This is a genomic window from Pedobacter sp. NJ-S-72 (genome assembly GCF_053890575.1).
In genome coordinates this window covers 2,069,897-2,095,884 of record NZ_CM132681.1, presented here as the reverse complement: position 1 = coordinate 2,095,884, position 25,988 = coordinate 2,069,897, and the positions used below count along the sequence as shown (strand labels likewise).

Sequence of the window (25,988 nt, the reverse complement as noted above, 5' to 3'; positions counted from 1 at the left end):
TTTTATCCCTGCACCAGCAAAATTGGTTGCACTTAGAGAGAACCAGTTATCACGCTGGGTTGATAATCATCATCAGCATAATGCTGATAGAGGTGTTTTGGAGGCTCATTCTAAAGAAAAACATGACCGCCTTGAAAACAGGATCGCTGAGCAGAAATCAAGACTGGAACAATTGCGAAAAGATAGGTAGATTTGGGCTATGAACCGAATAGACCGACTCTCTGCTATACTCATTCAGTTACAATCGCGCAGAACAATCAGAGCGCAGGATATTGCTGAGCGCTTTGAAATCAGTCTGAGAACTGTATATAGAGATATCAGATCGCTCGAGGAAGCCGGAATACCTATTATTGGAGAAGCGGGTGTGGGATACTCTTTAACGGATGGTTACAGACTTCCTCCTATCATGTTTACGCGTGAAGAAGCCACTGCATTCATTACTGCCGAAAAGCTGGTGATTGGCCTGACAGATACCGCGAATGGAAATTCTTATAGCAGTGCACTCTACAAAATAAGAGCAGTTTTGAAAAGTGCTGATAAAGATCATTTGGAGAGTCTCGATGACAGGATAGAATTTCTCAAAGCCACACATACTCCAGAGCTTAGTACACATCATAATCCGCTGCAGACGATTTTAAATGCTATTGCAGGGAAATGTGTAATGCAATTGAATTACTTCGCCTATTACAGACAGGAACATACATTAAGATTAATTGAACCAATAGGTGTATTTTATCTGGATAATTACTGGCACCTGATTGCTTATTGCAGAGAAAGAAATGCATACCGGGATTTTCGTTTTGACAGAATTACAGAAATCAGTACTCTTGCAGAGCTATATCCTGATCGTCATCCATCATCATAAAAAATTATTTGCGTGATATGTTTAAAGAGGTCAAGCTGGAAGAAGTGACAATTAAAGTAGATAAGCGGGCTTATCCATATCTTGGTCAGCAAAAATACTATCATGGGTATGTGTCTGAAAATCATCTTCCTGATGGGGTAGAAATGCAGTTTCTTACATATTCTATGGAGGGGTTTGCCCGATGGTTTATCACTTTTGCAGACCACGCCGTGGTACTGCAGCCAGGAGAGTTATTAAATAAAGTAGAATTTATTTTTTCTGGTATTGGAAAAAAATTAGCGAATAAATAGTGCTGCTGACATAGGGTTGTCACTTGCACATAGTTTCTTTGGATTAACAAATAAAAAGCAAACGTTATGTCAACCATTCAAAACTTGTTAAAAGAACTCACAGAAGAATCAGTAGTCACCCGTAAAATGCTTGAACGTATTCCTGCTGATAAATACGATTGGCAACCGCATGAAAAAAGTATGCCGATCAGGAAGCTGGCAGGTCACATTGCTGAATTGCCGGGCTGGATCAGTATGGCTCTTCACACTGATGGGTTAAATTTTGCAGACACGCCATATGAGTCGCCTGTGTGGAATAATAGTTCGGATCTGCTGGGAATCTTTGAGAAATCATTGGAAGAAGCAAAAACGGCTCTTGAGAATGCAAAAGAAGAGGATTTGCTGCCAAACTGGACGCTGAAAAATGGTGATCAGGTATTAATGTTAAATACAAAAGGAGAGGTTATTCGTCATTCTATGAGCCAGATTGTTCACCATAGGGCACAGCTGGGTGTTTATCTTCGTTTACTTGATGTACCTATTCCAGGTACTTACGGACCAAGTGCAGATGAGCCTGGTTTTTAATCTTATGTATTTCCTGTAAAAAAAGCAGCCTTCATCTAATTATGAGGGCTGTTTTTTTGGATATTTCTTTTAACTTCGCAGGATGTCAATAGAAGAATTAGATGCTTATTTTGCCGGAATAACTTTACCTGCTCAAATTGAGCTGGAAAGAGGTGTAATGATTATGGACCTGCCACTTTTTCTTGAATCTCATTTAACTTATGTAAAGTTAAAGGGCGATTTAAAATCTGCTGAGGTTTTTATACATCGTTTGCATTTGCTTAGGGATCAACTAGAAGCCCTGAATAGCTAATTTTTTAAGATTCCATTAATATTACCCCCGCCAAGGCAATTAGCGTGAGTACGATGTTAACTTTAAAATGTTTGTACCAGCCCATTCTGGCAAATAATCCACCACAGGCACAAGGATAACGTTCATAGATCTGAAAAACTGCCCCACCTACATATAGTGTAAAGACTCCCATAAGAAACAGAGATGAATACATACCTGTTAATCTTGTTTGAGGGATTACCAGAAGCCCAATAAGCACAAGTTCTGTTAATGGCAATACATAAGTCAGGATCTTCCCAACCCAGCGGGGAAATACCTGGGTCATAAGCGCATGTTGAAACTGATGCATATTAAAGATTTTAGAGAAAGATGCATAAGCCCATAACAAGATGAGCAATCCGGTAATGATGTTAATAAAAGGATGTGGGTTCATAATTTTATACATTAGGTTTTTGTAATCCAAATCAATTAATTGCAGGACTGAACGAAATAGTCATTCTAAGGAAAGACGTGTAAAGACATATTTTTGTCAGCCTGCAATTAATAGAGAGTGTTAATTATCTTGTTTGATAAGAGCAATTTATGGAGAGTTTTTGCTGAAAAAAAGGGACAAATGTCTCAAAAGGAATTGATTTTTCCTGCAAAAAAAAGCTGTAACCCTATGATAAGGGATACAGCTTTGGAAGGCCGGAAAAATACCAGCTAATAAAGTAGTCCAGGAATTATTAGGGAGGAACGGCTAAACTGCTGAATCTAAAATCTTCTGGTTCTGGATCTGATGCGGTTGAGAGTTTTTCGGGATATGCCAAGGTATGCGGCAATACTTTCTACTGATGCTTTCCTGAAAATTGCAGGACAATCTCTCATTAAATGCAGGTAATGTTCTTCATGGGTATAAGCGGCAAATTCTAGTATTCTTTTTTCGCTCATTTTCTGATAATCCTGCATAATTTTACGCACGTAATCATTCGATTCTGGAAAACCTAGTAATATTTCCTGCACCTCCTCAAAAGAGATAGACATCAGAATACTAGGCTCCAATAACTCTATGTAGGTTTCTGATGGAACCTGATTGAAAAAGCTGTTGAGTGGAACCATAATATCGTTCTCATTCCAGAACCAAAAAGGTACTTTCTTTTCTTCTTTAAAAACAAATCCCATTGCAGAACCTTTTTCAATGAACCAGACACGGTTAGGAATTTGACCTGGTTTTAAAATAATCTGGCTTTTGGCATAATACTCCCTCTTAATCATGTCGTTTAGTTTTAATTCTAACTCTAAACGCAAAGAATTCTTTCCAGCTAGAAGTCTGAACAATTCCTTATTTTCCATTTCATATTATAATTTAAAAATGACACGAATTATTAATTAGTCTGTAAATCTGATCTGCGTCTTGTGTGGATCTGGCATCAACGCAAATCAATTATAAAATAACTCAATATTTTATTCTCATGTAGGAACCAGTAATTTGTAATGCATGTGCGATGGTATGTGTTAATAATCAACAAAATACAAAAAATATCATTTACTTTAACTATTGTAAAAATAAATGTATCAACAATTATATGTCAATTAATAACTTTATATTCTCTTTATACTCAAAACATTGCTTGGAACCTTATTAATCTGATTTTTTTCAAAATCCTGAATAATTTTATATGGGGAAAAATCTTTCATTTATACACATATAGATGATGTGTCAATTGTAACTCATAGCTTTAAGCTCTTTGATTTTTATACTTTTCTTCGTTCTGGTGTTTTTTTGTGTCATTTGTATTTTGAAATCTGAATGAAAATTTATAGAAACTGATTACTCAAAGAATTTTTACTGGTTGGCTTTTCTATAATTTGCATTTACTAGTAAGTGTTTGTTTATAAATAATTAGTTGTCAAAGCGTTAATCTATTTTAATTTAGTGCAAACTCCTTTTAAAATTGTATTTGTCTCTATTTAATCCCTGCTGTTAAGACCTGTTTTTTTAGCTTCGTGATGGATACTGTCCTGATAGTTAAACATAAGAGCTTTTAAGGTTATTAAAATGTTAATAATTCGTTGTGCTGAAAAAAAATGGCAGGTATGAAAACCAACGATTTTAAATTTCGTAAGTATACTTTTGCTCTGGACAATTCTGATTTTAATACGTTGTGTATGGAAATTAAATTAGATCAAAGGAGTCTGCCTGCAGACAAACAGTATGTAAGATTCCAGGTTGTTATTGAAGAACTGCATGGGATCTGGCATGAAGGTATTTATGTTGCAGACGAAGACATTTTTAAGGTGGATGATGATATCTGGTCGGAAATTGTGCGGTGGGAACCACTGAATTAATTGATCTCATATATTTGGTTTGTTAAATTGTGATAATTTGTTTGCCTCCGCGCAGTTTGATCTCTTTTCCTTCCCAATTAAATGTCCCGGAAATTTGTTCGGGAAGCATGATTTCTGCGCGTATTCCATCCTTCCCGTTTCTTTTTAGAGTGACTGATACTTTTCCAGCGGGGATAGGCATAGAGCCTGTTGCCTCAGTCAATTCGCCTAAAGCGGGTTTAATCAGCACTTTACTAAATCCCGGAGCATCGGGCATAATACCACAAATTGTAGCAAGAAAGTCATAGTCGGGACTTGCACTCCAGGCATGGCAGTCTGATCGTGTAGGCTCAGGTTTTTTTTGCAAATGTTGTTAAACCTAGTTTGAGCATATCACGCCATGGTTTTAGCTCTTTATAATATAAATCACCCATTTCTGCTTTCTTTAAAGCCTGTGTAAGATAAAAGCGGTAGAAGAAGGTTACCTGACCGATTGATTTGTCTTCAAGAATTTTTTGCATTAACGGCTGTGCCTCCTGTAATGGTACTGCTCCACTAAGCACTGCCCAGATTCCGGCATGCTGGCTATAGGATTTTTGATCAGGTGTATCAGCCATTAATCCGGTAGTTTGATTATAGCAATACCAGTAGGTATGATCGCTAATTCCAGGGCCAGCATTTCCTGCGCATTGGCCTGGCTTGTCAGATTAAAGGCTCTGAATAGTTCAGCAGCCTGATTCAGAGTATAGGCGTATTGTAAGGTAATAATAGAAGAGTTTCCATGATCTGATCCCGGTGCGGTTCCCCAGCCATTGAAATTATCCCAGTCTACAAAATTCCACCAGGTTAACGGGCCCAGCATTTTCTTCTTTTTGTCTACACGTGTATGGAACCATTCTGTGATTTCATTAATGGCAGGCAGAAACTGTTTTACAAATGCATCGTCATGACGGTGCATCCAATAATCATATACCATAGAGACCCAGAATAAAGAGAATGTAGGAATGATCTGTAACCGGTTGCTGGGATAACGGCCCTGTGTTAGTCCTTCGGGGGTGCGGGAACGATAAAAATCCAGAATTGCTTTTCGCATCAGCCGGTCATCACCGGAGGTATATAAAGAAATTAAGGCTTGAATCCTGCTGTCGCCGGTATATTGCAGCTGTTCATAATATGGGGTATCGTAGTACATATCTCCTGCGCAAAGTTGTGCTGTTCGCCAGCCTACTTTCCATATTTCTTGTAATGAAGGGTCATTGCTTGAAAAAGTGGCATTCATTTGAAGTGGATAGCCGGTTTTCATACTGTATATATCATTCAGAATTAATGGCTCATCTGCTGTCATAATATCCAACTGGACATAACGGTAAGCCCGAAACCATAATGGGCGGAATTTTCGGTTATTTTCACCATCTGGTATAAAAACATCGTAATTTCCTTTGATTTCTTTATAATCTATTTCATTTCTATTTCCTTTATCACCTTGTTTATCAAATAAAGCTTCTGAGTAGGTGAGTTTGACTTTAGATCCTTTACCGCCAGAAACCAATAGTTCAGGGTATGCTGCTGTCATAAATTTCTGATCCAGTAAAATACTGACTCTTCGATTGGATGGGATTTTTATGGAGCTTTTTCCGGTTAGAAATTCGGGGTTTACTTTGAACTCGGTTGTGCGCCGGACAATAGGAAAACGCAGAAGGCTTTCTGTAAATAAGGGGATATTTCTTGGGGCCAGAGTCCATCTGTTATCTGTTCCATAGCCTACGGGTTCAGGATGAGTAATTTCTTCAGCTATATTCCATGAAGCATCATTATATTTTGCCGTTTCCCAATCCCATAGGTATTGTTTTCCATCAACCTCATCTCCGGGCCCAACCACCATATAGGCTTTTAATCTTTCTCCGTTGTCTAAAGAGCAGGGGGTATAGGCTTTACTTTTTTTTACTTTCCAGCTGGCATCTGTATTAATCATCTTTTCTGCTGTGGAGTTACCTTGTAAGAGAAAAGCTGTTTGATTGGATACTTGTGCAACAGGTGCAAGGTTTCCCATATTCCATACTAATGCGGCAATTGTGTTTTCACCTTCTGCTAAATAAGAGGCAATATCTATGGTTTCGTAAAACCAGTTAAACAGATCGCCACGCGCCGGACCTGAACAGACTGTTTGCCGTTCACGAACAGCCGGTAGCGGTTATCTGCGGTTACGTGAATAAGGAAGGATTTTGGTATGGCAGATGTAGAGAGCAGAAAGACTTTTCGGAAATGATATATTCCGTATTCGCGTTGTTGTGCGTCGGGAGAGGTAATCCAGTAAGCGGGCCAGGAGCCTTTCGTTAATTGGGGGTTAATTGCGGGGAGTGCCTGACCCGTTGCCGGGTTAATTTTATTAAAGATTATACATATAATAATGACTAATCTGAATTTCATAAGCTCAGGTTATACAAATGAGGTTGGATATATTTGGTTTGTTTTTTTTTTTTTAAAAAACCAATTCTATACATTTATATAAATGTGAAAATCAGCGCGACTAAATTACATAATTCTTTATATTTTAGTTAGTTAGTTTTTAAAATAGGTATAAATACGCATGGTTTTGATACTGTTTTTTTGTGCTTAATTGGAATGGGAAATATTAAAAGCGTTTAGCTGGAAACAAATTTTTCAGATTAATTTTGAAGAATATTTTTTTAGCTGGTTTTAGCTTTATCTTTTGGGTCTTCAAAAAATTTGATACTTGTATTATAAGGATGTAATGTAGCGATGAATCCCTGAAAATAGTCGTGTGCAAAAATCTTTCCTCCTGAATTTCTTACATAGTCGTCATCTTCTCCGATTTGAAGATTCTTAAATGGATGTTTTTCCCAATAGGATTTTCTATAAATGAGGCTTGCTCCTGTTAACCATGGTCTTTGGGAGTTCCTATTTTTAGTCATCCAGTAACTGTTAAGGGTAGGAGAAAAGAATTGTACCTGATTTATTCCGCAAATGTCAGCATCAGAATTGATTAGGGCTTGTACCTGGTGAGAGATCCAGTCCTGGGCATACCAGTCATCGTCATCCCAATGGGTGATGAGTTCTCCGTCGGCTATTTCACAGGCGATGTTGCGTTTTGTTCCGATTGGGCCAAGGGGTTCAAAATAGAAATAACGGATTCGGGGATTGTCGGGGATTAAATGTTGTACAGATTCTTTTCCGTCATCGACGATGATGAGTTCGGTGTTCATGTAGTCCTGCTTCAGGAAGTTTTCTATCGCCGTAGGGATAAAGTCTTGGCGGTTAGCGGTAGGCATGATGCAGCTTACTAAGGGGAGATCGGAACTTGTTGACAGGATAGAATGGTTGCAGCATTTTTCTGGGGTCTGTATTTTACACATCCACTTTTCTAGCTGAAGTTTTTCTTTTGGGTCTTGGTATAACTGGGCAGCGCTGTTATCTCTGTGGATAATGGCAAGGTAACCTTCTGTATAGTTATGGGGATGGACTTTGGCTTCTGAGTTCCAGATGAAATTATTGTCTTCCCCTACTTGTAAGTTGTTGAACGGGTGTTTTTTCCAGAAGGACTTCCAATAGGCTAAAGTTCCACCATAGACCCATGGTGTTCCTTTTTGAGTGTCTTTATAATTCCATCTTTTATTTATTAAAGTAGAAAAGTAGTTAATGTTGTTGTTTAGGCCAGTGATATCTGCTCCTGATCTGATCAAGGCGTATACCTGATGGGTTATCCAATCCTGTGCGTACCAGTCGTCATCGTCCAAGTGGACAATAATTTCGCCGGAGGCTGTTTCACAGGCAAGATTTCTTATTGCACCGATACTGCCTAATGGTTTGAAATAGTAATAATGGATTCGGGGATGTTTTGGGATTAAGGATGTTATGGATTCCTGACCGTCGTCGATGATGATTAATTCTTTGTTTGGGTAATCCTGATGCAGGAAGTAATCGATTGCATAGGGGATGAAGATCTGCCTGTTTGCTGTAGGCATGATGCAGGAAACAAGTGGGTAATCCATAATAAAGGGTTTGTTTAAATTTAAGTAGGAATGGGGGAGGTTGGGAGGGACAAATGTCCCAAAAAGAAGGATAATTATAAAAATATTATCAGAGGTGATGGGAGGTTCTCATGTTACCACATACTGTTATAATAAAGTATATAAAAAAACCTTAACCTTAATGAAGTCAAAGAAGTCGAAAAAATTTAAGGCAGAATTTCTAAAAGCTGTTGAAGCTTATCTGGAGGATACTGCAGATGAAGACCAAATATTATTTCTAGAACAGTATTTTGATCTTTTTTCGGAATTAGATGAAATTTTAGAATCTCAGAATATTATCCAAAATGAAAATGTTGGTAATCTTATGCATTCCAGAATTCATGAAGAAATTAAAAGACTGGAGGAGCTGGAAAAAAAAAAGTAAAGTCGTGACAGTTGTTGATTTGAAATATTGGTATATGGCAGCAGCAGCCGTTTTTGTTGTTTTTACTAGTATTCTTCTATATCAGACTAATCAATTCAGATCTACTAATACCAATTATGCAGCGACCGAAATTGTTCATGGTGGAAATAAAGCGACTTTGACTTTATCTAACGGTTCAAAGATATCATTGACTGAATCAAAAAATGGACAAATAGCAAATCAGTCTGGTACTATTATTATTAAGAAGAAAAAGATAGTCAGCTTGTCTATGAAAACCCAAAATTATCTGTAGCAGCTAGATATGCATATAATGCTATAGAAACACCTAAAGGAGGACAATATCAGCTGGTTTTACCTGATGGAACAAAGGTCTGGCTGAATGCTGCGTCTTCTTTACGTTATCCCGTTGCGTTTCAGGGTAATGAGCGTAAAGTGGAATTAACCGGAGAAGCGTACTTTGAAGTAGCGAAGGATAAAACCAGGCCTTTTGAAGTCTATTCAAATAATCAGGTTGTGCAGGTATTAGGGACGCATTTCAATATTAATGCATACTCAAATGAACCTTTCGTTAGTACTACTTTATTGGAGGGAAGTGTTAAAGTTACCAACTCGCTTACAAATGCTCAGAAGATTATACGGCCTGGTCAGCAGTCTCTTATATCTAAGGATGGTCAGGCTGGTATCGAAGTGAAGAATATGGATCTGGATGAAGCTGTTGCCTGGAAAAACGGATATTTTATGTTTAACGAAGAAGAGCTCGAAAGTATCCTGAAAAAAGTATCAAGATGGTATAATGTAGATGTCCAGTACGAACAAGAAGAATTGAAACACCAATTGTTTAGTGGAACATTATCAAAATATTCAAATGTTTCTCAAGTGCTCAAAAAATTAGAGATGTTACAATCTATTCACTTTAAAATTGAAGGGAGGAAAATCATAGTGACAAAAAATTTACACAAATAAACTCCTTAATAAACCCAGGGATGCACGAACATCCCCGGGCATTAGGGTTTAAGTTAAATTATTGAATAACCTAACCTATACAAAGAGATTCGCATTGCAAGTATTTCTCTTTGTAGTCAAACCAAGCGAACAAAAATATGAAATTTTATACTAAATTCCCAGGATACCTTCCAGGTAACCTGCGTAAATTTCTATGGGTCATACGACTGATTATTTCTTTATTGATTGCGGGTGTAATGCAGGTAAATGCAACGGCTTATGGGCAAAAAGTGAGCCTGGAAAAGAAAAATATCGCAAATCAAAGAAATATTTAAAGAGATCAAAAAACAGACTGGTTATGATGTCTTATGGCAACCTGGTCAATTGAATGCTGAAAAAAAGATCACGGTAAAATTTGTAAAGGTTCCAATTGAACAGGTTATGAGGGCTTGTCTTGCTGGCCAGAATTTGGATTTTACAAGTGATGAACGCACTATCGTTATTGTAAGAAAGCAGAAGTTAGTTTCTAACAATCCTCTTGAGCGCGCAGACTCTGTTATTTACAAAGGAAAAATTATTGATGAATCTGGTAAACCAATGCCAAATGCTACGGTACGAGTAAAGGCAAGTAATAAAGTTACTAAAACAAATTCAGAAGGCTACTTTTCAATATATGGACCGAAAAAAGGGGCATTGCAAATTTCGTATTTGGGATATTTGAATAAGGAGTTGACTTTGACAGGATTAGATCCGGATAAGCAGATTAGTGTCTCATTAATCCCGGGTGTAAATACCCTGGGTGAGGTGAATGTTGTAAGTACGGGGTATCAGGATTTACCAAAAGAACGTGCTACTGGGTCATTTGATGTTATTACAAAGGAGCAGTTACAGTATAGTACAAGTCCGGATTTGATTAAAAGGCTAGAAGGCCTTACAACTAGTATGAATTTTAATAATCAGGATCAGTTTACCAATTCGGCCAGTGCTACAACAACTAGTGGTAGAACTTCAGTACAATATTTAACAATAAGAGGAAAAAACACATTAGAACCTGTTAATAACAAAGCTGATAATACGGGTGAAGTATTAGTGATAATAGATGGGATCCCCAGTCCATATTCAATTGATAAAGTGAATCCGAACGATGTTGAAAGTCTTACTATCTTAAAAGATGCTGCTTCCGCATCGATTTGGGGCTCCAGAGCTGCTAATGGTGTAATTGTGGTCAAAACCAAAAGAGGAGCGTACCAAAAAGCACTCAATGTTTCCTTTAATACTAATTTAAGTATCACGGATAAATTTGATTTGTTTTACAAAAAGAAGATGAGTACATCTGATTTTATTGATGCACAGATTTATCAATTTAATGCGGCAGGTACTAATTTCAATCCTGTTGTTATTACTCAAGCTCAGACTGTTAGTTCCCCTGTGGCGGAGATATTGTTTAAACAGAAACAAGGACAAATAACCGCCGATAATGCAAAGGCACAGATAGACGCTTTGAGAGGTAACGACATAAGGAATGATTATGAAAAGTATATTCTTCGCCCTGCAATTACACAAAGTTATTTTTTGGGGGTAGATGGTGGTTCTAAAAATGTTGCTTACAGGTTATCTGGAGGTTATGACAGAACACAAAATAATACGATTCAATCAAACCAGGATAAACTTTCATTAACCTATAATACATCTATACATGTTCTGAGAAATTTGGAGGTTCAAGCAAATGTAAGCTATTTTTTAAGGAGAAGAAGTGACCAATCTGGTCAAAATACTATATCTGGAATTACAAATCGTACTTTTTATCCTTATACGCGTTGGCTGATGACAATGGGAATCCCTTAGTGGTACCTAAGAGTTATCGACCGGCGTTTGTCGATTTACTTGCCTCAACTTATGGAAGCAATATTCTGGATCCTTACTATAAACCTTTGGATGATATCAAAGAGGGATATGCCAAAACTAATCTTCAAGGAGTAAATTTAGGTGTTTTGGCTTTATACAAATTAAGTAGCATATTTTCAGCAGATATTGCATACAATTATAACAGGAGCTATGATGAAACTAATATTTTGTGGGGTCAGAATTCGTACTACATGCGTGATTTGATTAATCAATATACTACTCCTGGAACCATTTTTACTCGTAATATCCCTGTAGGTGGAATATATAAGCCGTCATTTACAAAATCTAATAATCAAGTGCTTAAGGCGAAATTAAATATCAATAAGTCATGGAACGATAAAAATATAATCAATGCAATTGCGGGTATGGACGTCTCTCAATACTATTCTTTTTTACAGATTCATTCATACTATGGATATGATGAAAATACATTGGCTGTTAATAATAATTTAAGTTATAAAACTAACGTTCGAAGGCTGTTTGGTGATCCTGATATCGGTATACCTGTAGCCCTGGTTCCATTTTATTCCCCTACTCTAGTTGATCTGAAAATTAGAACTTATGCTCTATATTCCAATGCAGCCTATACTTATGATAGACGCTATACAATATCAGGAAGCGTTCGTAAGGATATTTCAAGTGAATTTGGTTCAGGGACTAACAGAGGAGGTACACCTTTTTACTCTTTGGGAACTAGCTGGAATATAGCAAATGAAAAATTCTATCAGCTTTTGTGGTTACCTAAATTACAATTACGTGCAACATTCGGGTATAATGGTAATGTTAATCCTCGTATTGGCTCAAGAGCAATTTTGTCTGTTCCACCTAAACAGAATGCTGTAAGTGGATTATTTTCTTCTGATATTAGTGATACTCAGGGGGTCCCTAATCGTGATCTGCGCCCTGAGAAAACAGGTGTTTTGAATTTTGGATTGGACTTTGGTCTCCGTAATAATCGGTTATCCGGGAGCTTGGAATATTATGAAAAAAGAACTTCCGATTTATTGACTACAGCCCCTATGGATCCATCTACTGGTTTTAGTATTCTTAATATAAATACTGCAAATCTTATTGGCCGGGGGATTGATCTGACACTGAATTCGCAAAACATTCAGAGTGGTTTGTTCAGTTGGACAAGTAATTTCAATTTTAGTTATAACCGGGTTAAAGTGACTAAGCTGTATGTAGGAGAATCAACTACTGCGCTTCAGGCATTATCAAGCTCATCCTTTAATACCGGAGCTGATCTTTCTAGATTATATGGTTTTAAGTGGGCTGGATTAGACCCCAACACTGGTGATCCCCGTGGATACCTCAATGGTCAGGTTGTCAGTTTGACTTCAGCAACGGCAGGTACTGTTTATACTTCAATTTCGAACGCTCCGGCATCCACTGCACATTATTTTGGACGGCGGTTCCGGTATACTTTGGTTCTCTGGATAATGTATTTAGCTATGGTGGTTTCTCGATCAGTGCAAACTTACTTTTTAAACTTGGCTATTATTTTAGAAGATCATCAACAGATGTTGTTTCTTATTCTGAAATGTATAATTCCAATGTACTACAAGGTGCAGAGTATAACCAGAGGTGGCAAAAGCCCGGAGATGAATTGCATACAAACGTTCCTTCTTTAACTTATCCAGTTAATACATTTAGAGATGCATTCTATGCTAGTTCAGAGATTAATGTCCTTAAGGCTGATCATATTCGTTTACAACGAATCAATTTAGCTTACACAATTAATAAAAAGAATTGGTTTATTAAAAATCCCAGAATTTATGCTAATGTCACAAATCTTGGAATTATATGGAGAGCAAATAAGCTTGGACTTGACCCTGATGTATTTGATTATCCTGTTCCTCGTACATATTCTCTGGGCTTAAGTGCTAACTTTTAAATTAAAGAATTGAAGCAAAAAATCTTACTTAATAAAGGTCTTTGGAGTAAATTGATAATGCCAGGTTTTATCTCTTTGCTTACTATAACAAATATATCGTGTCAGAAATATGTTGATATCAAAAAATCCAGTAGCCAGTATTTTCTAGAAACGCCGGCAGATTGTCAACTTTTGCTGGATAATTATGCTTACATGAATACTGGTTATCCAAGTGATGGAGAAGCATCTGCTGATGATTATTATTTAAATGATGCTGGATTTTTATTAAATGACTTAACTCAAACAGATCGGGATTTGTACACATGGTCTCCTTCGGCAGCTCGTCCTGGAGCTGTACCTCAATGGGAAACCCCATATAAAACAATTTTCTCTGCTAACGTAGTAATTGAAACTTTAGGAAGACTTAAATCAGGAACAGCAGATCAAACTACTATAAATACTTTGATGGGATCGGCACTTTTTTATCGTGCTTTTGCTTTTTGGCAGGTTGCTCAATTATATATACACACAATATTCTACTAATACTGCAAGTCAGAATCCTGGTATTCCACTGCGTTTAAGTTCAGATATTAATGATAAATCTGATAGAGGTACTGTAGAACAAACGTATGCGCGTATCATTCAGGATTTGCAAGATGCTGCCGGTCTATTACAACCAACATCTAGTATTCAAACAAGACCTAATAAAGCTGCTGCGTATGCAATGTTAGCACGTGTGTTTTTATCAATGGAAGACTATCCTAATGCATTGATCAATGCTAATGCAGCATTACAGATAAATAACCAGCTAATTGACTTTAATACATTAAGTACAGGATCCGATACACCTTTTGCAAGATTCAATAAGGAGGTGATTTTTCATGCACTTATGGCACCGGATATAGCATTAAATCCATTGTATCAAGGCAATAATCTTGCGCGAATAGATTTAGGCTTAATAGCATCGTATCAAAATAATGATTTAAGAAAGAATGTATTGTTTAAATCTAATTCTGATGGAACATATAGATTTACGGGGAATTATGAACCAACAACTGCTTCTACTTTTTTTTGATGGGCTTGCAGTTGATGAACTTTATCTGATTCGTGCAGAAGCTTATGCCAGAGTTGGTAATGCTGCTTCTGCTATAAATGATTTAAATGTCTTGCTTAAAAGCAGGTGGTCAACAGGGAAATATGTCGATATCGTGGCTACTACCGCAGATGATGCTTTATTAAAAGTAATTACCGAAAGAAGAAAAGAGTTGACCATGCGTGGGTTACGGTGGAGTGATCTGCGGAGGCTGAATAAGGATAGCAAGTTCTCGAAAACTTTAAGCAGAACTGCACAGGGGATTACATACACATTACCCCCTAACGACCTGCGCTACACTTTGCTTATTCCACAAGAAGTTATCAGCAATAGCCCTATAGCACAGAATCCTCGTTAAATAACGATAGTAAATTAAAATTCTCTAGCTCTTGTTCGATGTGCTCTAAACCATCGGATAAGAGTTTATTATTAGCTTCCCTTTTACTGTGATAAAATGAATATTAAATCAATAATTGTACTAATGATTGTATTGATAGATATATGCTCTGCAAGTGCACAGGATATTGACACCATGTCAATTTCTTATAGAAACCCACTATTCGATTTTAACCCGAGGAAACCTGTTTTTAAATTTAATCCAGAGCAAGGAAGAAATACTAGCCGTTTACTTCGTTTTTCAGTAGTTACTGGTTATCGGCAAGGAGTGCAGTCAATCAGAGGATTGATGAACTTTTCAAATTCTATAGATACCAGTAATGGTACTAACCGTTATTATGCATATAATTTGTCATTAGAAGATATATTTACGCATGGATTCTATAAACCCAATAAAGTGATTTTAGAGGTAAAAAATCCTTCTCATTACTTGTACGATCCTTCTCAAGGCTCAAAAGAAGAATGGATGCGCAAAAATGCTTATTGTTTTGAATTCTTAATTCCAATGGGATCAATTGATAGTTTTGATATTATAAATAAAGAATTGTCGCGGGTATTTGGGGTAGAATTTGGGTTGAAAAAGCGAATAGTCAACGCTTTGGTTTTGGTACGTACTTCTAACTCTGATAAAATAAAAAGCTTAGGAAAGGGTGAGCGAAAGTATACTAACCAGGGGTATATAAATAATTTTACATTAGATAGGTTAGGATCAATACTTTATGATGCTGGCTTTGCTCCAATGGTTGACGAAACCGGATATGCCGGGCCTGTAGATCTGGACCTCCGAATTGATTCTTTAACAGATTTGATTACCCTTCGTAAATCGTTGCAACATTATGATTTAGATTTAAAAGAGGAAAAGCGTGAAGTAGAAATGTTTGTTATAACTGAAATAAAGTAGAAAATGAATTATAAATATAAATTGATCTTATTACTGTTATTTGTATTTAATAGCACAATTGCGCAGCAATCACTACAAGATCTTAAATTGGGAGATACAGTGCCTGAGATATTGATACCGAAGATTATACATTTCAATCAATAAACGTACAGCAAGAATAGCCGATTTTAATAAACAGTTATTAATTATAGACTTTTGGGCTACAAGTTGTTCTGGATGTGTTGCAGCGTTACCAAAAATGGAAAATTTGCAAAAAAGATTTGGGGATCGTATTAAGATTCTTCCTGTAACAGAAGAAAAAGAAAATTTGGTGTTAAATTTTTGGAAAACCAACAAATACACTAAGGAATTATCAATTCCCTCGGTAGTAGAAGATAAGGTATTGAATAGTTACTTCAAACACCGTTCAGTTCCGCATGAAGTTTGGATTTATAAAGGTAAAGTTATTGGTATAACAGAGCCTGAATATGTTGATGAGAACAATATTCAGAAGGTATTAAGTGGAGTAAAGGTCAATTGGCCTGTCAAGTATGACTATTATGTATACAACTCTACTCAACCTTTATTTAGCCCGGATAATAACCAAATAGATACCAGTAATACAATTTTGAAATATGCATCAATTTGTGGTTATCTTGAAAAGATTCAATCTGAGGCGATTGCAGGCGGTGTTGGAACTATAAGAGACAAACAGAAAAAAACTATTCGTACTTATTTTCTTAATGAATCTATTTTTGCGGCTTATGTATTGAATTGGAACCATGCTGTTGAACTTAAGAATCTTGTCAAGCCATCCTATATAGTTGATCCTAACCAAGTAATATGGGATGTTAGTGATAAATCAAAATATATTTATCTCCGTGCATTTGGCTATAGACAAGATTGGTTACGTCTTCATGGAATTTGTTTTGAATCACAAAATCCTGATACCGGACAAACTGATAATGAAGTTGCGAAAAGCGTTATTAACGATATGAATGCTTTATTAGGATTAAATGTACGATGGGAAAAAAGGAGAGAAAAGGTCTTAAATCTAGTTAAAAAAGAAACTGGAGGGGGAGCGAAATTGTTAGAGGGAAAGTCCTACAGTTTGTCTTCCTTGAGTTATGAACTTAATCAACATGCAGAGAATCCTTATGTATTTAATAAAAGTAAAAGCGAAGAAAAACTGAATTTAAATATCCAATCGTGGACTGATATTCCAGCCATACGAAAAGCATTACAGCTTTATGGTTATGATTTGGAGGAGGAGGAAAAGGAAGTCGATAAATTTGTCTTTTCTGAGATTGATGGCGGCCTGTTAGTTGATGCATTAAAACAGGCTGAATTTAAAGTGAAAAAAGACGCACAAAAAAAAAAATAAGTAATCCCACAATAGAAGAGAATAGGATCTTCCTGGCGAATAATAAAAAGCAGAAAGGTGTAATTGTATTACAATCAGGATTACAGTATAAAGTGATCAAAGAAGGGGTAGGACATAAAGTTGAGACCAATTCTAAAGTTAAAGTGAATTATACAGGTATGTTAGTCAATGGGAAAATATTTGAAAGTACTAATGAAAAAGGTAGGCCGGCTGACATAAGTGTGGGAAATACAATAAAAGGATGGAAAGAAGCATTGCCACTTATGCGGGAGGGATCAAAATGGGATATTATATATTCCTTCTGAACTTGCCTATGAATCCCATACAAATCAAGGAACTATTCTACCAAATAGCACACTCATTTTCGAAATAGAAATATTGCAAATCTTACCCTAAGCTGATGATAATTATTATAAAAAATCTACTGAATTTAAAACTTGCATGTTTGCTGTTTTTTGTTCCGTTATTACTTAAAGCACAACAAATTGAAAAAACTAAAAAAGATTGGCAGAATTTGGATCTGCAGACAAGTCATTTATTTGGTATAAGTACGGAAAAAGCGTATGTGGAATTGTTGAAAAATAAAATTGCTAAGCCCGTTGTTGTGGCTGTTATTGACGGCGGGGTAGATATTTATCATGAAGATTTGAAATCATCCATTTGGGTAAACCCCAAAGAAATTATTGGAAATGGCAAGGATGATGATGGGAACGGTTATATTGATGATATAAATGGATGGAATTTTTTAGGTTCATCTAAAGGTAGTTTTCATTTCGATAATTTAGATTGGTTCGCTTATTACGTAGTAATTTGAAGTTAAATCCTGAATCCTCTGAGACAAAGGCTTTAAGAAGTCAATTAGTAGAAAGATTAGTTCCACTTGATAAGGCAATTTTAGAAATGGAAAGGCAGCGTAGTACATTGGGAAATATTATTAAGTCTATCGGAAAGCAAAAACCAACGATTGGAGAATTTAGAAATTATAAGTATAGTACGGCCGCTGAAGCTAATGTTCTGATGGTTATGGTGAATGGACTAAAAGCAGATAGCAATTTCATCAATGAATTTGAAAATAAATATAAGCGATATAGGGTACTAAAGGATTATATGTATAATCTTAATTATGATCCCCGGGCATCAAACAAAGAGTATCAAATGAAATTTTATGGTAATAATGATGTAAAAGGACCAGATGCAATTCATGGAACTCATATCTCAGGAGTAATCGCTGCAAACAGGGAAAATGAAATTGGGATAAAAGGAATAGCCAGAGACGCTAAAATTATGTCAATAACAGCAATTCCCGATGGAGATGCTTTAGACAAAGATGTTGCATCTGCAATTCGATATGCAGCAGATAATGGAGCCAGAATAATTAACATTAGTTCAGGTAAAAATTCTTCCACAGATAAGTTTTCGGTAGATGAAGCTGTACGTTATGCAATGTCTAAAGACATCCTTATTGTACACGCAGCAGGAAATAAAGGACAACTGCTCGATGAAGCAACTGCAACTTTTCCAAGTCGATTTTATCTTCATGGGGGGAAGGCTGAAAATTGGATAGAGGTTGGCGCATCAAATGCGATAGATGATGAAAGTCTTCTTGCCTGGTTTTCTAATTATGGGAGTAAAGTAGTCGATGTATTTGCACCTGGGGTTGATATTTATTCTACTATTCCAGGAGATAAATATGTGAATGAAAATGGAACGAGTATGGCGGCTCCGGTAGTTTCCGGATTAGCAGCTTTAATTTGGTCTTATTACCCTAAGCTTAATGCATCTCAGGTTAAATTTATTATTATGAGTTCAGTAGCGAAAGTTAATCATTCAGTGAGAGATGATCGTGGAAATAGTTTGAGTTTTTCGTCAGTTTGTTTGTCTGGGGGAGTAGTTAATGCATACAATGCCATACAGCTCGCCTCCAGAATTAATGATGAAAGGCAATAATTACATAAGGTACGGAAATATTATATTTCCGTACCTTATGTAATTATTGGAAATTTAATCTTTTTTGTAAAGATAAAATTTAGCTCCTGCTACGTTTGGCCTTGCAACTGTACCAGTCGATGCATCAGCTATATATTGTAACATGCGTTTTGAAAACGGTGCTAGTGGAAGTGCACCACCTTCAGGAGCATAGATTGCACAAATATTATCTCCTGTAATACAAGATGGTTTAACGCTTGTAAGAAAATAATTTCCTGGGTCAGTTACATCACCAGTACTCAGGTATCCATACCAACTTCTAGCCATAATATAAGGACTCTTTTATAAATCAAAGCGTCAGAAAACTTTAAATTTAATCCTACTCTGTTCAGGGTTTTCGGTTTTTCCCTTTTTTCTGTTGGTTCTAAATGAAGAATAGATTGGAGTTTATCTCGATTCAGAACAATTGTTACTAATCCTACTGAGATAGAAATCATTCATTTAATGAAATGTATCGATAGAGGTATAAATACAGGAAGTTTTCACTTCCTGTATTTTATCTTTACAAAAAATTAATCTTTTTTGTAAAGATAAAACTTAGCTCCCAGTAAGTTTGGTCTTGCAACTGTACCAGTTGACGAATCGGCAATATATTTTAGAATATTTGCAGAAAATGGTGCCAATGGAAGTGCACCACCTTCAGGAGCATAAATTGCACAAATATTGTCTCCAGTTATACAAGATGGTTTAACACTTGTAAGAAAATAATTTCCTGGATCAGTTACATCACCAGTACCCAGGTATCCATACCAACTTCTAGCCATAATATAAGGACACTTTTATAAATCAAAAAAAAGCATCAGAAAACTTTAAGTTTAATCCTACTCTATTCGGGGTTTTCGGTTCTCCCTTTTCTCTGGTTCAATAGGTGCATGTTGGGTTATTATAAACTGATTGCTGCAGACAACTTTGTTTACTCATAACTTATTTATTGCCATATCCGGAGCTAACAATAAGTATATGTCCTTCATTAAACATAGTACTAATTTAGCTCAAATACCTCTTGTCTTACAGGGCCAAAAGTCGCATAATAAAAAAAAATTAATCAGTATAATGTGCTGTATTACTGATTGTTATTATGAATTTATATGGGATAGAAATATAAAAGCCCCTCGAAATACGGGAATTGATAGTTTTATTCTCAATTAACTGATTTTAAATAAAGGAATACTCAATTACAGAAAAATTTCATTCTATAATTGAGTGAGAATTCAATAATTAGCGTCTCAAATAAACGAATTTTTTTGCCCCCAGTGGACGCTGTGGCTCTGGCACACCCGAAGCATTTGCATTACTAATATAATTCAGTAAATTAAGTGATAATGGTGTTGTAGGGGAGATGTCCCCATTACCAGTATAAATTGCGCAAATAATATTTCCACTCATGCATGCGGGTTTGGTTGTAAGAAGACTGTAGCCACTCGAAAGACGTGGGTCTCCTAAAGCACCGCCAACATAAGTATACCAATTTCTAGCCATAATATAAGGATACTTTTATAGATCAAAAAGTATCATAAAACTTTAAATTCGGGCCTACTCTGTTTTGGGTTTTCAGCTTTCCCCATTTATTTCTTTCAAGAATAATTGTTTTATTTTAAAGGTCTCATATAAACATATTTTTTAGTCTTTCCGCTATCTTGCGGCTGAGCGATTAATGTTCCTAGAGCATTTATAATGTAAGATTTTAAATTCAATGAAAGAGGCGAATCTGGAGTGTCAGCACTACCTGTCGCATTTATTGCACATACTGAATTTCCATTTAAACATCCAGGAAGAAGAGTCATTCTTCCATAAGAACTTGTTAAAGTTTGGGTTGCCTTCACCAAGATATGCATACCAATTTCTAGCCATAACATAGGGATACTTTTATAGATCAAAAAGTATCATAAAACTTTAAATTAAGCCTACTATATTCAGGGTTTTCGGCTTCTCCCTTTTTGTGTTTCGAGAATATCTATATAATCATAAATATAGCAAGCAACACTTTTGCGGTTGTCTTATATCACAATATAGCCCAAAAAGCATGGCTATTTGTGGGTCAGATGACTCATAATTCTTGTTTAGTTAAGCTAAAAGTCTTGCCGGGAAATACCAGCGGAAGGATGAGCTGACATCCTTACCTCTAATGGTACAGGTGGGAAATTAGAGGCAGGCTGACCTTTGCCTTTAGCTAATGCCCTTATTATATAGAATAATAGACCAGGAGTACCTTCAAGATCTGGTCTGCGCTCTGGATCATTGGGAATTTCATCAGCAAAAATGGCAGATAAATACGGGCCATCTATTGTTTCAGGTGCTTTTTCCAGAACAGTATAGCTATCTGGATCACAGATATCCAGTTCATTGTTAATAAATTGATACCAAGGCATAGAATAAATTGTTAATGATGATACCTACTCTGTTTAGGGTTTTCGGTTTCTCCCTTATATTGAACATCCATTAGGTTACTTGCATATTGCCTTTTATGTCTAGGATCCTCAAAAGGCTTTAAAGTAGTATTTGAATTATGTAGTGTGGCAATAAAGCCATCGGAATAATCCAAAGCACTAATCTTGGCACCAGTATTCCATACATAATCATAATCTTCACCAATTTGTAAATCCTTAAATGGGTGATCTAGCCAGAAAGATTTTCTATAAGTCATCGTAGCTCCTGCTAACCAGGGATGGTCAGGTTCCTCAATAGGATACTTCCAAAATTTATCGACCAGTGGAGAAAAAAAAACAATCTGCTTCAAACCGCAAATATCAGCATCAGACCGAAGTAGAAAATTAACCGACTGGCTAATCCAGTCAGTCATGCATACCAATCATCATCATCCCAATGCATGATTATTTCTCCAGAGGCTTTTTTACAGGCAAAATTTCTTTTTTTACCAATGCTACCTAAAGGATCAGTATAAAAATATTTAATACGCCGATGATTAGGTAATACCGATCTTACAGATTCTTTTCCATCATCTATAATAATTAATTCTGCATTCCTAAAGTCTTGGTTAAGAAAATGTTCTGCAGCTAATGCGACGAAATTTGGTCGGTTTGCTGTTGGCATAATACACGATACATATGGAGTACTCATGGTTCCGTTTCTTTATTGGGTTCTTTCCAGTTGGTAGCATGTTTTTTATGCTTAGGATTTTCGATTGGTTTAATGCTTGTGTTGTGTGCGTGTAAAAGAGCAACAAATCCTTCTGTGTATTCCAAAGCAAAAATTTTGGCTCCCGAATTCCAGACGAAGTCATAATCTTCGCCGACTTGTATATCAATAAATTTATGTTGTTGCCAAAAAGACTTCTTATATACGTCATTGTAGCACCACATAGCCAAGGTTTGTCCAATTCACTGTCTTCGTACATCCATCGTTTATCTACTGATGGCGAATAGAAAACAACACGATTCAGACCTGTTATATCTGCTTCAGAAGTTAATAGTGCATTTGTTAATCTGCTAATCCAGTCCGGAGCATACCAATCATCATCATCCCAATGCATAATTATTTCTCCTGATGCTTGTTCACAGGCATAATTACGCTTAATACCAATAGTTCCAAGGGGTTCAGTATAAAAATATTTAATCTTTGGATTATCCGGAACCAGTGAAGCAACAGATTCAATTCCATCATCTATAATAACTAGTTCTGCATTGGAATAATCCTGTTGTAAAAAATAGTCTATTGCAAAAGGAATAAATTTTTGTCTGTTAGCTGTAGGCATAATACAGGACACAAGAGGTGATTTTATCATAAGCTTATTTTAATGGAAATAAAATTAATTAAAAAAGAAACTGGTGAATGGGGTCAAAAGTCTCTTTAAAATAGAGTTGTTATTAATAATTAATCATTTTGCGAATACTTGCTGTTACTTCTTCACTTAACAATTCACTCTTGTTTAAGAAGTATTCAAAATGTTTATAGTGCCAGGTATTTGTACCGTGATAGATATATACATATAGAAAGGGTGAATCATTGATCTGGTACAACAATTTTCTTCCTGATAAAAATGTAATAACGTGTGTATCTTCTCCACGGTTACTATTTGCATATTGGTTTTGCAGTAATATTTCTTTTCTGCATAAGACTGTACCATCCCAGGTATAAGGAAAGGAGAAATATGCTTTTTTTGAAGTATTATCATAGAGCAGAATGCGTGAAAGTACACTCGCCTGATAACGTTGTCCAATAATCTGCATGCTATTGAATTGAAAAGATAATCTACTTGGATGATACCAGTCATCGTCGTCCCACATACAAATATAATCTCCTGAACATTTTGCTATTGCGTAATTTCTTGCATTACCTAAGGATTCGTCGATAGGGCGTTCAATTAATTTTATTTTTAGAGTTTCATTATATGACAATTCGTCTATTACTTGTTTACTAAGTGCATCATTTACCTGATAAGAAATGACTAATTCTTTATTTGGATAATTCTGTGCTTCGAAACAATGAATAGCTCCTTGGAGCAAAAACGGCCTGTTATAAGTGATACATATACAGGAGATTATGGGGTAAGTTGAATTCATGGAAAAACAGTTAATTTAGAATTTAATATTTCAGGTAAACATATTTTTTAGTATTGAAAGGAATCTCTGGTTGTATTTGACCAGTTGAAAGTGCATCCTTTATATACTGTTGTATATTCTGAGAAAAATTCGTGTCGGGGTGAGAATTACCATTACCCGCCACGTAAACTGCACAGATTTGATTGCCGCATAGGCATTCATGCTTAACAGATATCTTATAGTAGTTTAAGAAATTAGTTGGATCATTTCCACCAATAAATGTATACCACAATCTGGCCATAATCTAAGATTTTAAGGTTTAGCTAAAATTAGCCAAAACATGACCTAGCCTTTAGGGTCAAATGTCCCAAAATCAGTTTGAGCTATTCATGGATTTGATTTCTTAGTAACTTGTTGAAAACATGATAAATGATGAAAGAAAGAATAGAAATTGACATTATTATTTTAAGCTATGCACAAACGGAGGCTTTAAAAACTATTACAATTAATTGTCTCAACTCCTTATTTGCATCAGAAAATGCGGAAGAAATCAAGTTTAATGTAATTGTAATAGAGTCTGAAAAATCAATGAAACCCTATCAGTATGAAAATACTTTGACTATCTATCCTGACAAGGAGTTTGGCTATCATCGTTTTATGAATATGGGTATTGAATTAACTTCGTCTCCCTTTATTTGTTTATGCAACAATGATTTAATATTTCATCCAAATTGGGCTAGAGAAATTCTTAAACCTTTTGTTCAGTTTAATAATCTTTCCAGCGCATCTCCATTTTGTACATTACATCATCCAACTATGGGTTTTAAAAAAAATGATGGTCCTAAATTGGGATATCATATTAGAGGGGAGATAGCCGGTTGGTGCCTCTTCTTTAGGCGGGATATGTTACGTTTAACTGGAAAATTAGATGAGAATTATAAGTTTTGGTGTGCTGATAATGATTATTCAAATACGCTTTGGGTTTTAAAATTAAATCATATCCTGGTTACTTCATCCTTTGTGGATCATTTAGAAAATAGGACTCTGCATAACCAGACACAAGAAAGGCAGGAAGAACTGACCAATAAGGAAACAACTTATTTTTTTTGAAAAAATGGAAATATAGAACAGGTGAAGACTGGGTTTTATTATAATGAAAGTGTTTTTACCAATTAGCATTCTTTTATGTAAACAAAATATTTACAACTTGGGGGTACAGGAGGTTGCGGAAAGGATGTCACTATTGCATCAATGATATATTGCTGCATATTAACAGATAAAGGTGATTGAGGAATAAGTCTGCAAGCAGGAATAAATGGTGCATATGCAGCATCCTGTAAGAAACGCGGGCAGTTTTGAATTTGTTTTTATGTAACTGGATGTAAGTAATGGGATCTCCAAAGGTATAAGCATACCAACATCGGTTATGGTAGGTAAAAGACATAATGAAGATTGATTTAATAGATCAAAAAACAATTAAAAACTTTAATTTAGCTTATTCTGTTTAGGGTTTTTAATTATTCCCTTGAAAATATAATTGTTGGACCAATCTACAGGTTGAACGCTGTCCCTGTTAGGGCTAAAAGTGTCTAAAGTTGTTTAGGCATTTTATGTCTGGGATTCTCAAAATATTTGGTTGTTGTGTTACATGGATGTAGGACTGCGATAAAACCATCAATATATTCATGGGCAAAAATTTTAGCTCCTGATTTCGTAATAAAATTATCATCTTCTCCAGTCTGTAAATCTTTAAATGGATGATTAATCCAAAATGATTTCCAGTAAGCAAGGGTTGCTCCATTTAGCCACTGATCGGGACTCGAAGGGTTATTTCTATTCATTGCGGTTCCAACCCATAAGGTATCTGTAACAGGTGAAAAAAAATGAATATGCTCTATTCCGCAAATATCTGATCCAGAGTTTTTTAGGTAGTTTACTTGTTTACTGATCCAGTCATGTGCATACCAGTCATCATCATCCCAGTGCATGATGATTTCTCCTTTTGCCTTGTTACATGCATAATTCCTTTTAACTCCAATAGTACCTAATGGTTCTGTATAGAAATACTTTATACGAGAATCATCAGGCAATAAGGAAACGATAGATTCCTTCCCGTCGTCTATAATGATAAGTTCTGTATTTGGATAATCCTGATCTAAAAAATGATTCAGAGTAAAAGGAATATATTTTTGCCGATTGGCAGTAGGCATAATACATGATACCAGTGGTTGATTCATCATATGTTTAAAATTTAAGTATTCCTAATTTAAGTAGGTTCTCTTGCTAAGAACAGGGTCAAAAGTCCCAAAACCTCTAC

At 35.9% G+C, this 25,988-nt stretch carries 38 protein-coding genes and 2 pseudogenes; 23 read left to right on the top strand and 17 right to left on the bottom strand.

Annotation, left to right across the window (positions count from 1 at the left end; all coding sequences use genetic code 11):
* Positions 1-22: 22 nt before the first annotated feature.
* From ACWYN3_RS14005 to ACWYN3_RS13985, 5 genes are all read left to right on the top strand, one after another.
* A complete protein-coding gene (locus ACWYN3_RS14005) occupies positions 23-190 on the top strand; it encodes a hypothetical protein (protein WP_456221700.1) in 168 nt (55 codons plus the stop codon).
* A gap of 9 nt (positions 191-199) precedes the next feature.
* The gene (locus tag ACWYN3_RS14000) at positions 200-865 is read left to right on the top strand and encodes a helix-turn-helix transcriptional regulator (RefSeq protein ID WP_456221699.1); all 666 of its coding nucleotides are present in this window, start codon (positions 200-202) and stop codon (positions 863-865) included.
* 17 nt (positions 866-882) lie between these two features.
* A complete protein-coding gene (locus tag ACWYN3_RS13995) occupies positions 883-1,155 on the top strand; it encodes a WCX domain-containing protein (RefSeq protein ID WP_456221698.1) in 273 nt (90 codons plus the stop codon).
* Between the two features lie 66 nt (positions 1,156-1,221).
* Positions 1,222-1,719, top strand: coding sequence for a DinB family protein (locus tag ACWYN3_RS13990; RefSeq protein ID WP_456221697.1), 498 nt, complete (start codon positions 1,222-1,224; stop codon positions 1,717-1,719).
* An 82-nt stretch (positions 1,720-1,801) separates the two neighbouring features.
* Positions 1,802-2,011, top strand: coding sequence for a DUF6965 family protein (locus tag ACWYN3_RS13985; protein WP_456221696.1), 210 nt, complete (start codon positions 1,802-1,804; stop codon positions 2,009-2,011).
* 4 nt (positions 2,012-2,015) lie between these two features.
* On the opposite strand, the gene ACWYN3_RS13980 is transcribed toward ACWYN3_RS13985, so the two are convergent.
* Both ACWYN3_RS13980 and ACWYN3_RS13975 read right to left on the bottom strand, forming a co-directional pair.
* A complete protein-coding gene (locus ACWYN3_RS13980) occupies positions 2,016-2,423 on the bottom strand; it encodes a MauE/DoxX family redox-associated membrane protein (RefSeq protein WP_456221695.1) in 408 nt (135 codons plus the stop codon).
* 320 nt (positions 2,424-2,743) lie between these two features.
* Positions 2,744-3,322: a Crp/Fnr family transcriptional regulator gene (locus ACWYN3_RS13975; RefSeq protein WP_456221694.1), complete on the bottom strand. Its 579-nt coding sequence runs from the start codon at positions 3,320-3,322 to the stop codon at positions 2,744-2,746.
* A 744-nt stretch (positions 3,323-4,066) separates the two neighbouring features.
* Here ACWYN3_RS13975 and ACWYN3_RS13970 point away from each other — a divergent pair.
* Entirely contained in the window at positions 4,067-4,318 is a 252-nt protein-coding gene (locus ACWYN3_RS13970; RefSeq protein ID WP_456221693.1) for a hypothetical protein, read from the top strand.
* A 22-nt stretch (positions 4,319-4,340) separates the two neighbouring features.
* Here ACWYN3_RS13970 and ACWYN3_RS13965 read toward each other — a convergent pair whose 3' ends face one another.
* From ACWYN3_RS13965 to ACWYN3_RS13950, 4 genes are all read right to left on the bottom strand, one after another.
* A complete protein-coding gene (locus tag ACWYN3_RS13965) occupies positions 4,341-4,664 on the bottom strand; it encodes an alpha-L-rhamnosidase C-terminal domain-containing protein (RefSeq protein WP_456221692.1) in 324 nt (107 codons plus the stop codon).
* A complete protein-coding gene (locus ACWYN3_RS13960) occupies positions 4,648-4,914 on the bottom strand; it encodes a hypothetical protein (RefSeq protein WP_456221691.1) in 267 nt (88 codons plus the stop codon). Before ACWYN3_RS13960 ends, ACWYN3_RS13965 begins: the two co-directional genes overlap by 17 nt.
* Positions 4,914-6,407, bottom strand: a complete 1,494-nt coding sequence (locus ACWYN3_RS13955) for a family 78 glycoside hydrolase catalytic domain (RefSeq protein WP_456223005.1) — start codon at positions 6,405-6,407, stop codon at positions 4,914-4,916. Before ACWYN3_RS13955 ends, ACWYN3_RS13960 begins: the two co-directional genes overlap by 1 nt.
* Positions 6,408-6,984: 577 nt before the next feature.
* Positions 6,985-8,307, bottom strand: coding sequence for a glycosyltransferase family 2 protein (locus ACWYN3_RS13950; RefSeq protein ID WP_456221690.1), 1,323 nt, complete (start codon positions 8,305-8,307; stop codon positions 6,985-6,987).
* A 94-nt stretch (positions 8,308-8,401) separates the two neighbouring features.
* Here ACWYN3_RS13950 and ACWYN3_RS13945 point away from each other — a divergent pair, with 94 nt between their 5' ends.
* The 16 genes and pseudogenes from ACWYN3_RS13945 (at position 8,402) to ACWYN3_RS13870 (ending at position 19,133) form a co-directional block, all read left to right on the top strand.
* Complete coding sequence (locus tag ACWYN3_RS13945; RefSeq protein WP_456221689.1) at positions 8,402-8,710, top strand: hypothetical protein; 309 nt, start codon at positions 8,402-8,404, stop codon at positions 8,708-8,710.
* The gene (locus ACWYN3_RS13940; RefSeq protein WP_456221688.1) at positions 8,667-9,002 is read left to right on the top strand and encodes a hypothetical protein; all 336 of its coding nucleotides are present in this window, start codon (positions 8,667-8,669) and stop codon (positions 9,000-9,002) included. Before ACWYN3_RS13945 ends, ACWYN3_RS13940 begins: the two co-directional genes overlap by 44 nt.
* A 23-nt stretch (positions 9,003-9,025) precedes the next feature.
* Complete coding sequence (locus tag ACWYN3_RS13935; protein ID WP_456223004.1) at positions 9,026-9,673, top strand: FecR family protein; 648 nt, start codon at positions 9,026-9,028, stop codon at positions 9,671-9,673.
* A gap of 137 nt (positions 9,674-9,810) precedes the next feature.
* Positions 9,811-9,987: a hypothetical protein gene (locus tag ACWYN3_RS13930; RefSeq protein ID WP_456221687.1), complete on the top strand. Its 177-nt coding sequence runs from the start codon at positions 9,811-9,813 to the stop codon at positions 9,985-9,987.
* Positions 9,988-10,036: 49 nt separating this feature from the next.
* Positions 10,037-11,497 (top strand): carboxypeptidase-like regulatory domain-containing protein, encoded by a 1,461-nt coding sequence (locus tag ACWYN3_RS13925; RefSeq protein ID WP_456221686.1) that lies wholly within the window; start codon positions 10,037-10,039, stop codon positions 11,495-11,497.
* The gene (locus ACWYN3_RS13920; protein WP_456221685.1) at positions 11,497-13,191 is read left to right on the top strand and encodes a hypothetical protein; all 1,695 of its coding nucleotides are present in this window, start codon (positions 11,497-11,499) and stop codon (positions 13,189-13,191) included. Before ACWYN3_RS13925 ends, ACWYN3_RS13920 begins: the two co-directional genes overlap by 1 nt.
* A complete protein-coding gene (locus tag ACWYN3_RS13915; protein WP_456221684.1) occupies positions 13,167-13,454 on the top strand; it encodes a hypothetical protein in 288 nt (95 codons plus the stop codon). Before ACWYN3_RS13920 ends, ACWYN3_RS13915 begins: the two co-directional genes overlap by 25 nt.
* Before the next feature lie 57 nt (positions 13,455-13,511).
* A pseudogene (locus tag ACWYN3_RS13910) lies at positions 13,512-14,508 on the top strand (RagB/SusD family nutrient uptake outer membrane protein).
* The gene (locus tag ACWYN3_RS13905) at positions 14,477-14,884 is read left to right on the top strand and encodes a RagB/SusD family nutrient uptake outer membrane protein (RefSeq protein WP_456221683.1); all 408 of its coding nucleotides are present in this window, start codon (positions 14,477-14,479) and stop codon (positions 14,882-14,884) included. The pseudogene ACWYN3_RS13910 and the gene ACWYN3_RS13905 overlap by 32 nt, the downstream one beginning before the upstream one ends.
* Positions 14,885-15,007: 123 nt before the next feature.
* A complete protein-coding gene (locus ACWYN3_RS13900; RefSeq protein ID WP_456221682.1) occupies positions 15,008-15,823 on the top strand; it encodes a hypothetical protein in 816 nt (271 codons plus the stop codon).
* Between the two features lie 238 nt (positions 15,824-16,061).
* Positions 16,062-17,186, top strand: a complete 1,125-nt coding sequence (locus ACWYN3_RS13895) for a hypothetical protein (protein WP_456221681.1) — start codon at positions 16,062-16,064, stop codon at positions 17,184-17,186.
* A pseudogene (locus tag ACWYN3_RS13890) lies at positions 17,183-17,227 on the top strand (hypothetical protein); the annotation flags it as partial. The gene ACWYN3_RS13895 and the pseudogene ACWYN3_RS13890, both read left to right, overlap by 4 nt.
* Before the next feature lie 51 nt (positions 17,228-17,278).
* Positions 17,279-17,491, top strand: coding sequence for an FKBP-type peptidyl-prolyl cis-trans isomerase (locus ACWYN3_RS13885; RefSeq protein WP_456221680.1), 213 nt, complete (start codon positions 17,279-17,281; stop codon positions 17,489-17,491).
* On the top strand, positions 17,472-17,582 hold the full coding sequence (locus ACWYN3_RS13880) for an FKBP-type peptidyl-prolyl cis-trans isomerase (protein WP_456223003.1): 111 nt from the start codon (positions 17,472-17,474) through the stop codon (positions 17,580-17,582). Before ACWYN3_RS13885 ends, ACWYN3_RS13880 begins: the two co-directional genes overlap by 20 nt.
* Before the next feature lie 4 nt (positions 17,583-17,586).
* On the top strand, positions 17,587-18,000 hold the full coding sequence (locus tag ACWYN3_RS13875) for a hypothetical protein (protein ID WP_456221679.1): 414 nt from the start codon (positions 17,587-17,589) through the stop codon (positions 17,998-18,000).
* Positions 17,997-19,133, top strand: coding sequence for a S8 family serine peptidase (locus ACWYN3_RS13870; RefSeq protein ID WP_456221678.1), 1,137 nt, complete (start codon positions 17,997-17,999; stop codon positions 19,131-19,133). Before ACWYN3_RS13875 ends, ACWYN3_RS13870 begins: the two co-directional genes overlap by 4 nt.
* Positions 19,134-19,187: 54 nt before the next feature.
* Here ACWYN3_RS13870 and ACWYN3_RS13865 read toward each other — a convergent pair whose 3' ends face one another.
* The 10 genes from ACWYN3_RS13865 to ACWYN3_RS13820 all read right to left on the bottom strand — a co-directional run bounded on the left by ACWYN3_RS13865 (position 19,188) and on the right by ACWYN3_RS13820 (position 23,972).
* Positions 19,188-19,439, bottom strand: a complete 252-nt coding sequence (locus tag ACWYN3_RS13865) for a hypothetical protein (protein ID WP_456221677.1) — start codon at positions 19,437-19,439, stop codon at positions 19,188-19,190.
* A gap of 245 nt (positions 19,440-19,684) precedes the next feature.
* Positions 19,685-19,936: a hypothetical protein gene (locus ACWYN3_RS13860; protein ID WP_456221676.1), complete on the bottom strand. Its 252-nt coding sequence runs from the start codon at positions 19,934-19,936 to the stop codon at positions 19,685-19,687.
* Positions 19,937-20,390: 454 nt separating this feature from the next.
* A complete protein-coding gene (locus ACWYN3_RS13855; RefSeq protein ID WP_456221675.1) occupies positions 20,391-20,651 on the bottom strand; it encodes a hypothetical protein in 261 nt (86 codons plus the stop codon).
* 110 nt (positions 20,652-20,761) lie between these two features.
* The gene (locus tag ACWYN3_RS13850; protein WP_456221674.1) at positions 20,762-21,028 is read right to left on the bottom strand and encodes a hypothetical protein; all 267 of its coding nucleotides are present in this window, start codon (positions 21,026-21,028) and stop codon (positions 20,762-20,764) included.
* Between the two features lie 213 nt (positions 21,029-21,241).
* Complete coding sequence (locus ACWYN3_RS13845) at positions 21,242-21,541, bottom strand: hypothetical protein (protein WP_456221673.1); 300 nt, start codon at positions 21,539-21,541, stop codon at positions 21,242-21,244.
* Positions 21,542-21,552: 11 nt separating this feature from the next.
* Positions 21,553-21,909, bottom strand: a complete 357-nt coding sequence (locus ACWYN3_RS13840) for a hypothetical protein (RefSeq protein ID WP_456221672.1) — start codon at positions 21,907-21,909, stop codon at positions 21,553-21,555.
* Between the two features lie 59 nt (positions 21,910-21,968).
* Entirely contained in the window at positions 21,969-22,223 is a 255-nt protein-coding gene (locus ACWYN3_RS13835; RefSeq protein WP_456221671.1) for a glycosyltransferase family A protein, read from the bottom strand.
* The gene (locus tag ACWYN3_RS13830) at positions 22,168-22,914 is read right to left on the bottom strand and encodes a glycosyltransferase family 2 protein (RefSeq protein WP_456221670.1); all 747 of its coding nucleotides are present in this window, start codon (positions 22,912-22,914) and stop codon (positions 22,168-22,170) included. Before ACWYN3_RS13830 ends, ACWYN3_RS13835 begins: the two co-directional genes overlap by 56 nt.
* Positions 22,915-22,996: 82 nt before the next feature.
* A complete protein-coding gene (locus ACWYN3_RS13825) occupies positions 22,997-23,692 on the bottom strand; it encodes a glycosyltransferase family 2 protein (protein WP_456221669.1) in 696 nt (231 codons plus the stop codon).
* 22 nt (positions 23,693-23,714) lie between these two features.
* Positions 23,715-23,972, bottom strand: coding sequence for a hypothetical protein (locus ACWYN3_RS13820; protein WP_456221668.1), 258 nt, complete (start codon positions 23,970-23,972; stop codon positions 23,715-23,717).
* 128 nt (positions 23,973-24,100) lie between these two features.
* Here ACWYN3_RS13820 and ACWYN3_RS13815 point away from each other — a divergent pair, with 128 nt between their 5' ends.
* Complete coding sequence (locus ACWYN3_RS13815; protein WP_456221667.1) at positions 24,101-24,781, top strand: glycosyltransferase family 2 protein; 681 nt, start codon at positions 24,101-24,103, stop codon at positions 24,779-24,781.
* A 479-nt stretch (positions 24,782-25,260) separates the two neighbouring features.
* On the opposite strand, the gene ACWYN3_RS13810 is transcribed toward ACWYN3_RS13815, so the two are convergent.
* On the bottom strand, positions 25,261-25,911 hold the full coding sequence (locus ACWYN3_RS13810) for a glycosyltransferase family 2 protein (RefSeq protein ID WP_456221666.1): 651 nt from the start codon (positions 25,909-25,911) through the stop codon (positions 25,261-25,263).
* Positions 25,912-25,988: the final 77 nt, after the last annotated feature.

Excerpts from the sequence above, each read along its gene's own strand:
- ACWYN3_RS13810 (WP_456221666.1), bottom strand. The coding sequence starts at position 25,911 with ATGATGAATCAACCACTGGTATCATGTATTATGCCTACTGCCAATCGG.
- ACWYN3_RS13995 (WP_456221698.1), top strand. The coding sequence starts at position 883 with ATGTTTAAAGAGGTCAAGCTGGAAGAAGTGACAATTAAAGTAGATAAG.
- ACWYN3_RS13875 (WP_456221679.1), top strand. The coding sequence starts at position 17,587 with ATGATAATTATTATAAAAAATCTACTGAATTTAAAACTTGCATGTTTG.
- ACWYN3_RS13975 (WP_456221694.1), bottom strand. The coding sequence starts at position 3,322 with ATGGAAAATAAGGAATTGTTCAGACTTCTAGCTGGAAAGAATTCTTTG.
- ACWYN3_RS13905 (WP_456221683.1), top strand. The coding sequence starts at position 14,477 with ATGAACCAACAACTGCTTCTACTTTTTTTTGATGGGCTTGCAGTTGAT.
- ACWYN3_RS13950 (WP_456221690.1), bottom strand. The coding sequence starts at position 8,307 with ATGGATTACCCACTTGTTTCCTGCATCATGCCTACAGCAAACAGGCAG.
- ACWYN3_RS13865 (WP_456221677.1), bottom strand. The coding sequence starts at position 19,439 with ATGGCTAGAAGTTGGTATGGATACCTGAGTACTGGTGATGTAACTGAC.
- ACWYN3_RS13860 (WP_456221676.1), bottom strand. The coding sequence starts at position 19,936 with ATGGCTAGAAGTTGGTATGGATACCTGGGTACTGGTGATGTAACTGAT.
- ACWYN3_RS13815 (WP_456221667.1), top strand. The coding sequence starts at position 24,101 with ATGATGAAAGAAAGAATAGAAATTGACATTATTATTTTAAGCTATGCA.
- ACWYN3_RS13855 (WP_456221675.1), bottom strand. The coding sequence starts at position 20,651 with ATGGCTAGAAATTGGTATACTTATGTTGGCGGTGCTTTAGGAGACCCA.
- ACWYN3_RS13830 (WP_456221670.1), bottom strand. The coding sequence starts at position 22,914 with ATGATAAAATCACCTCTTGTGTCCTGTATTATGCCTACAGCTAACAGA.
- ACWYN3_RS13820 (WP_456221668.1), bottom strand. The coding sequence starts at position 23,972 with ATGGCCAGATTGTGGTATACATTTATTGGTGGAAATGATCCAACTAAT.
- ACWYN3_RS13845 (WP_456221673.1), bottom strand. The coding sequence starts at position 21,541 with ATGCCTTGGTATCAATTTATTAACAATGAACTGGATATCTGTGATCCA.
- ACWYN3_RS13850 (WP_456221674.1), bottom strand. The coding sequence starts at position 21,028 with ATGTTATGGCTAGAAATTGGTATGCATATCTTGGTGAAGGCAACCCAA.
- ACWYN3_RS13960 (WP_456221691.1), bottom strand. The coding sequence starts at position 4,914 with ATGGCTGATACACCTGATCAAAAATCCTATAGCCAGCATGCCGGAATC.
- ACWYN3_RS13990 (WP_456221697.1), top strand. The coding sequence starts at position 1,222 with ATGTCAACCATTCAAAACTTGTTAAAAGAACTCACAGAAGAATCAGTA.
- ACWYN3_RS14000 (WP_456221699.1), top strand. The coding sequence starts at position 200 with ATGAACCGAATAGACCGACTCTCTGCTATACTCATTCAGTTACAATCG.
- ACWYN3_RS13930 (WP_456221687.1), top strand. The coding sequence starts at position 9,811 with ATGAAATTTTATACTAAATTCCCAGGATACCTTCCAGGTAACCTGCGT.
- ACWYN3_RS13825 (WP_456221669.1), bottom strand. The coding sequence starts at position 23,692 with ATGAATTCAACTTACCCCATAATCTCCTGTATATGTATCACTTATAAC.
- ACWYN3_RS13940 (WP_456221688.1), top strand. The coding sequence starts at position 8,667 with ATGAAGAAATTAAAAGACTGGAGGAGCTGGAAAAAAAAAAGTAAAGTC.
- ACWYN3_RS13970 (WP_456221693.1), top strand. The coding sequence starts at position 4,067 with ATGAAAACCAACGATTTTAAATTTCGTAAGTATACTTTTGCTCTGGAC.
- ACWYN3_RS13980 (WP_456221695.1), bottom strand. The coding sequence starts at position 2,423 with ATGAACCCACATCCTTTTATTAACATCATTACCGGATTGCTCATCTTG.
- ACWYN3_RS13835 (WP_456221671.1), bottom strand. The coding sequence starts at position 22,223 with ATGCCAACAGCAAACCGACCAAATTTCGTCGCATTAGCTGCAGAACAT.
- ACWYN3_RS13985 (WP_456221696.1), top strand. The coding sequence starts at position 1,802 with ATGTCAATAGAAGAATTAGATGCTTATTTTGCCGGAATAACTTTACCT.
- ACWYN3_RS13900 (WP_456221682.1), top strand. The coding sequence starts at position 15,008 with ATGATTGTATTGATAGATATATGCTCTGCAAGTGCACAGGATATTGAC.
- ACWYN3_RS13895 (WP_456221681.1), top strand. The coding sequence starts at position 16,062 with ATGGAAAATTTGCAAAAAAGATTTGGGGATCGTATTAAGATTCTTCCT.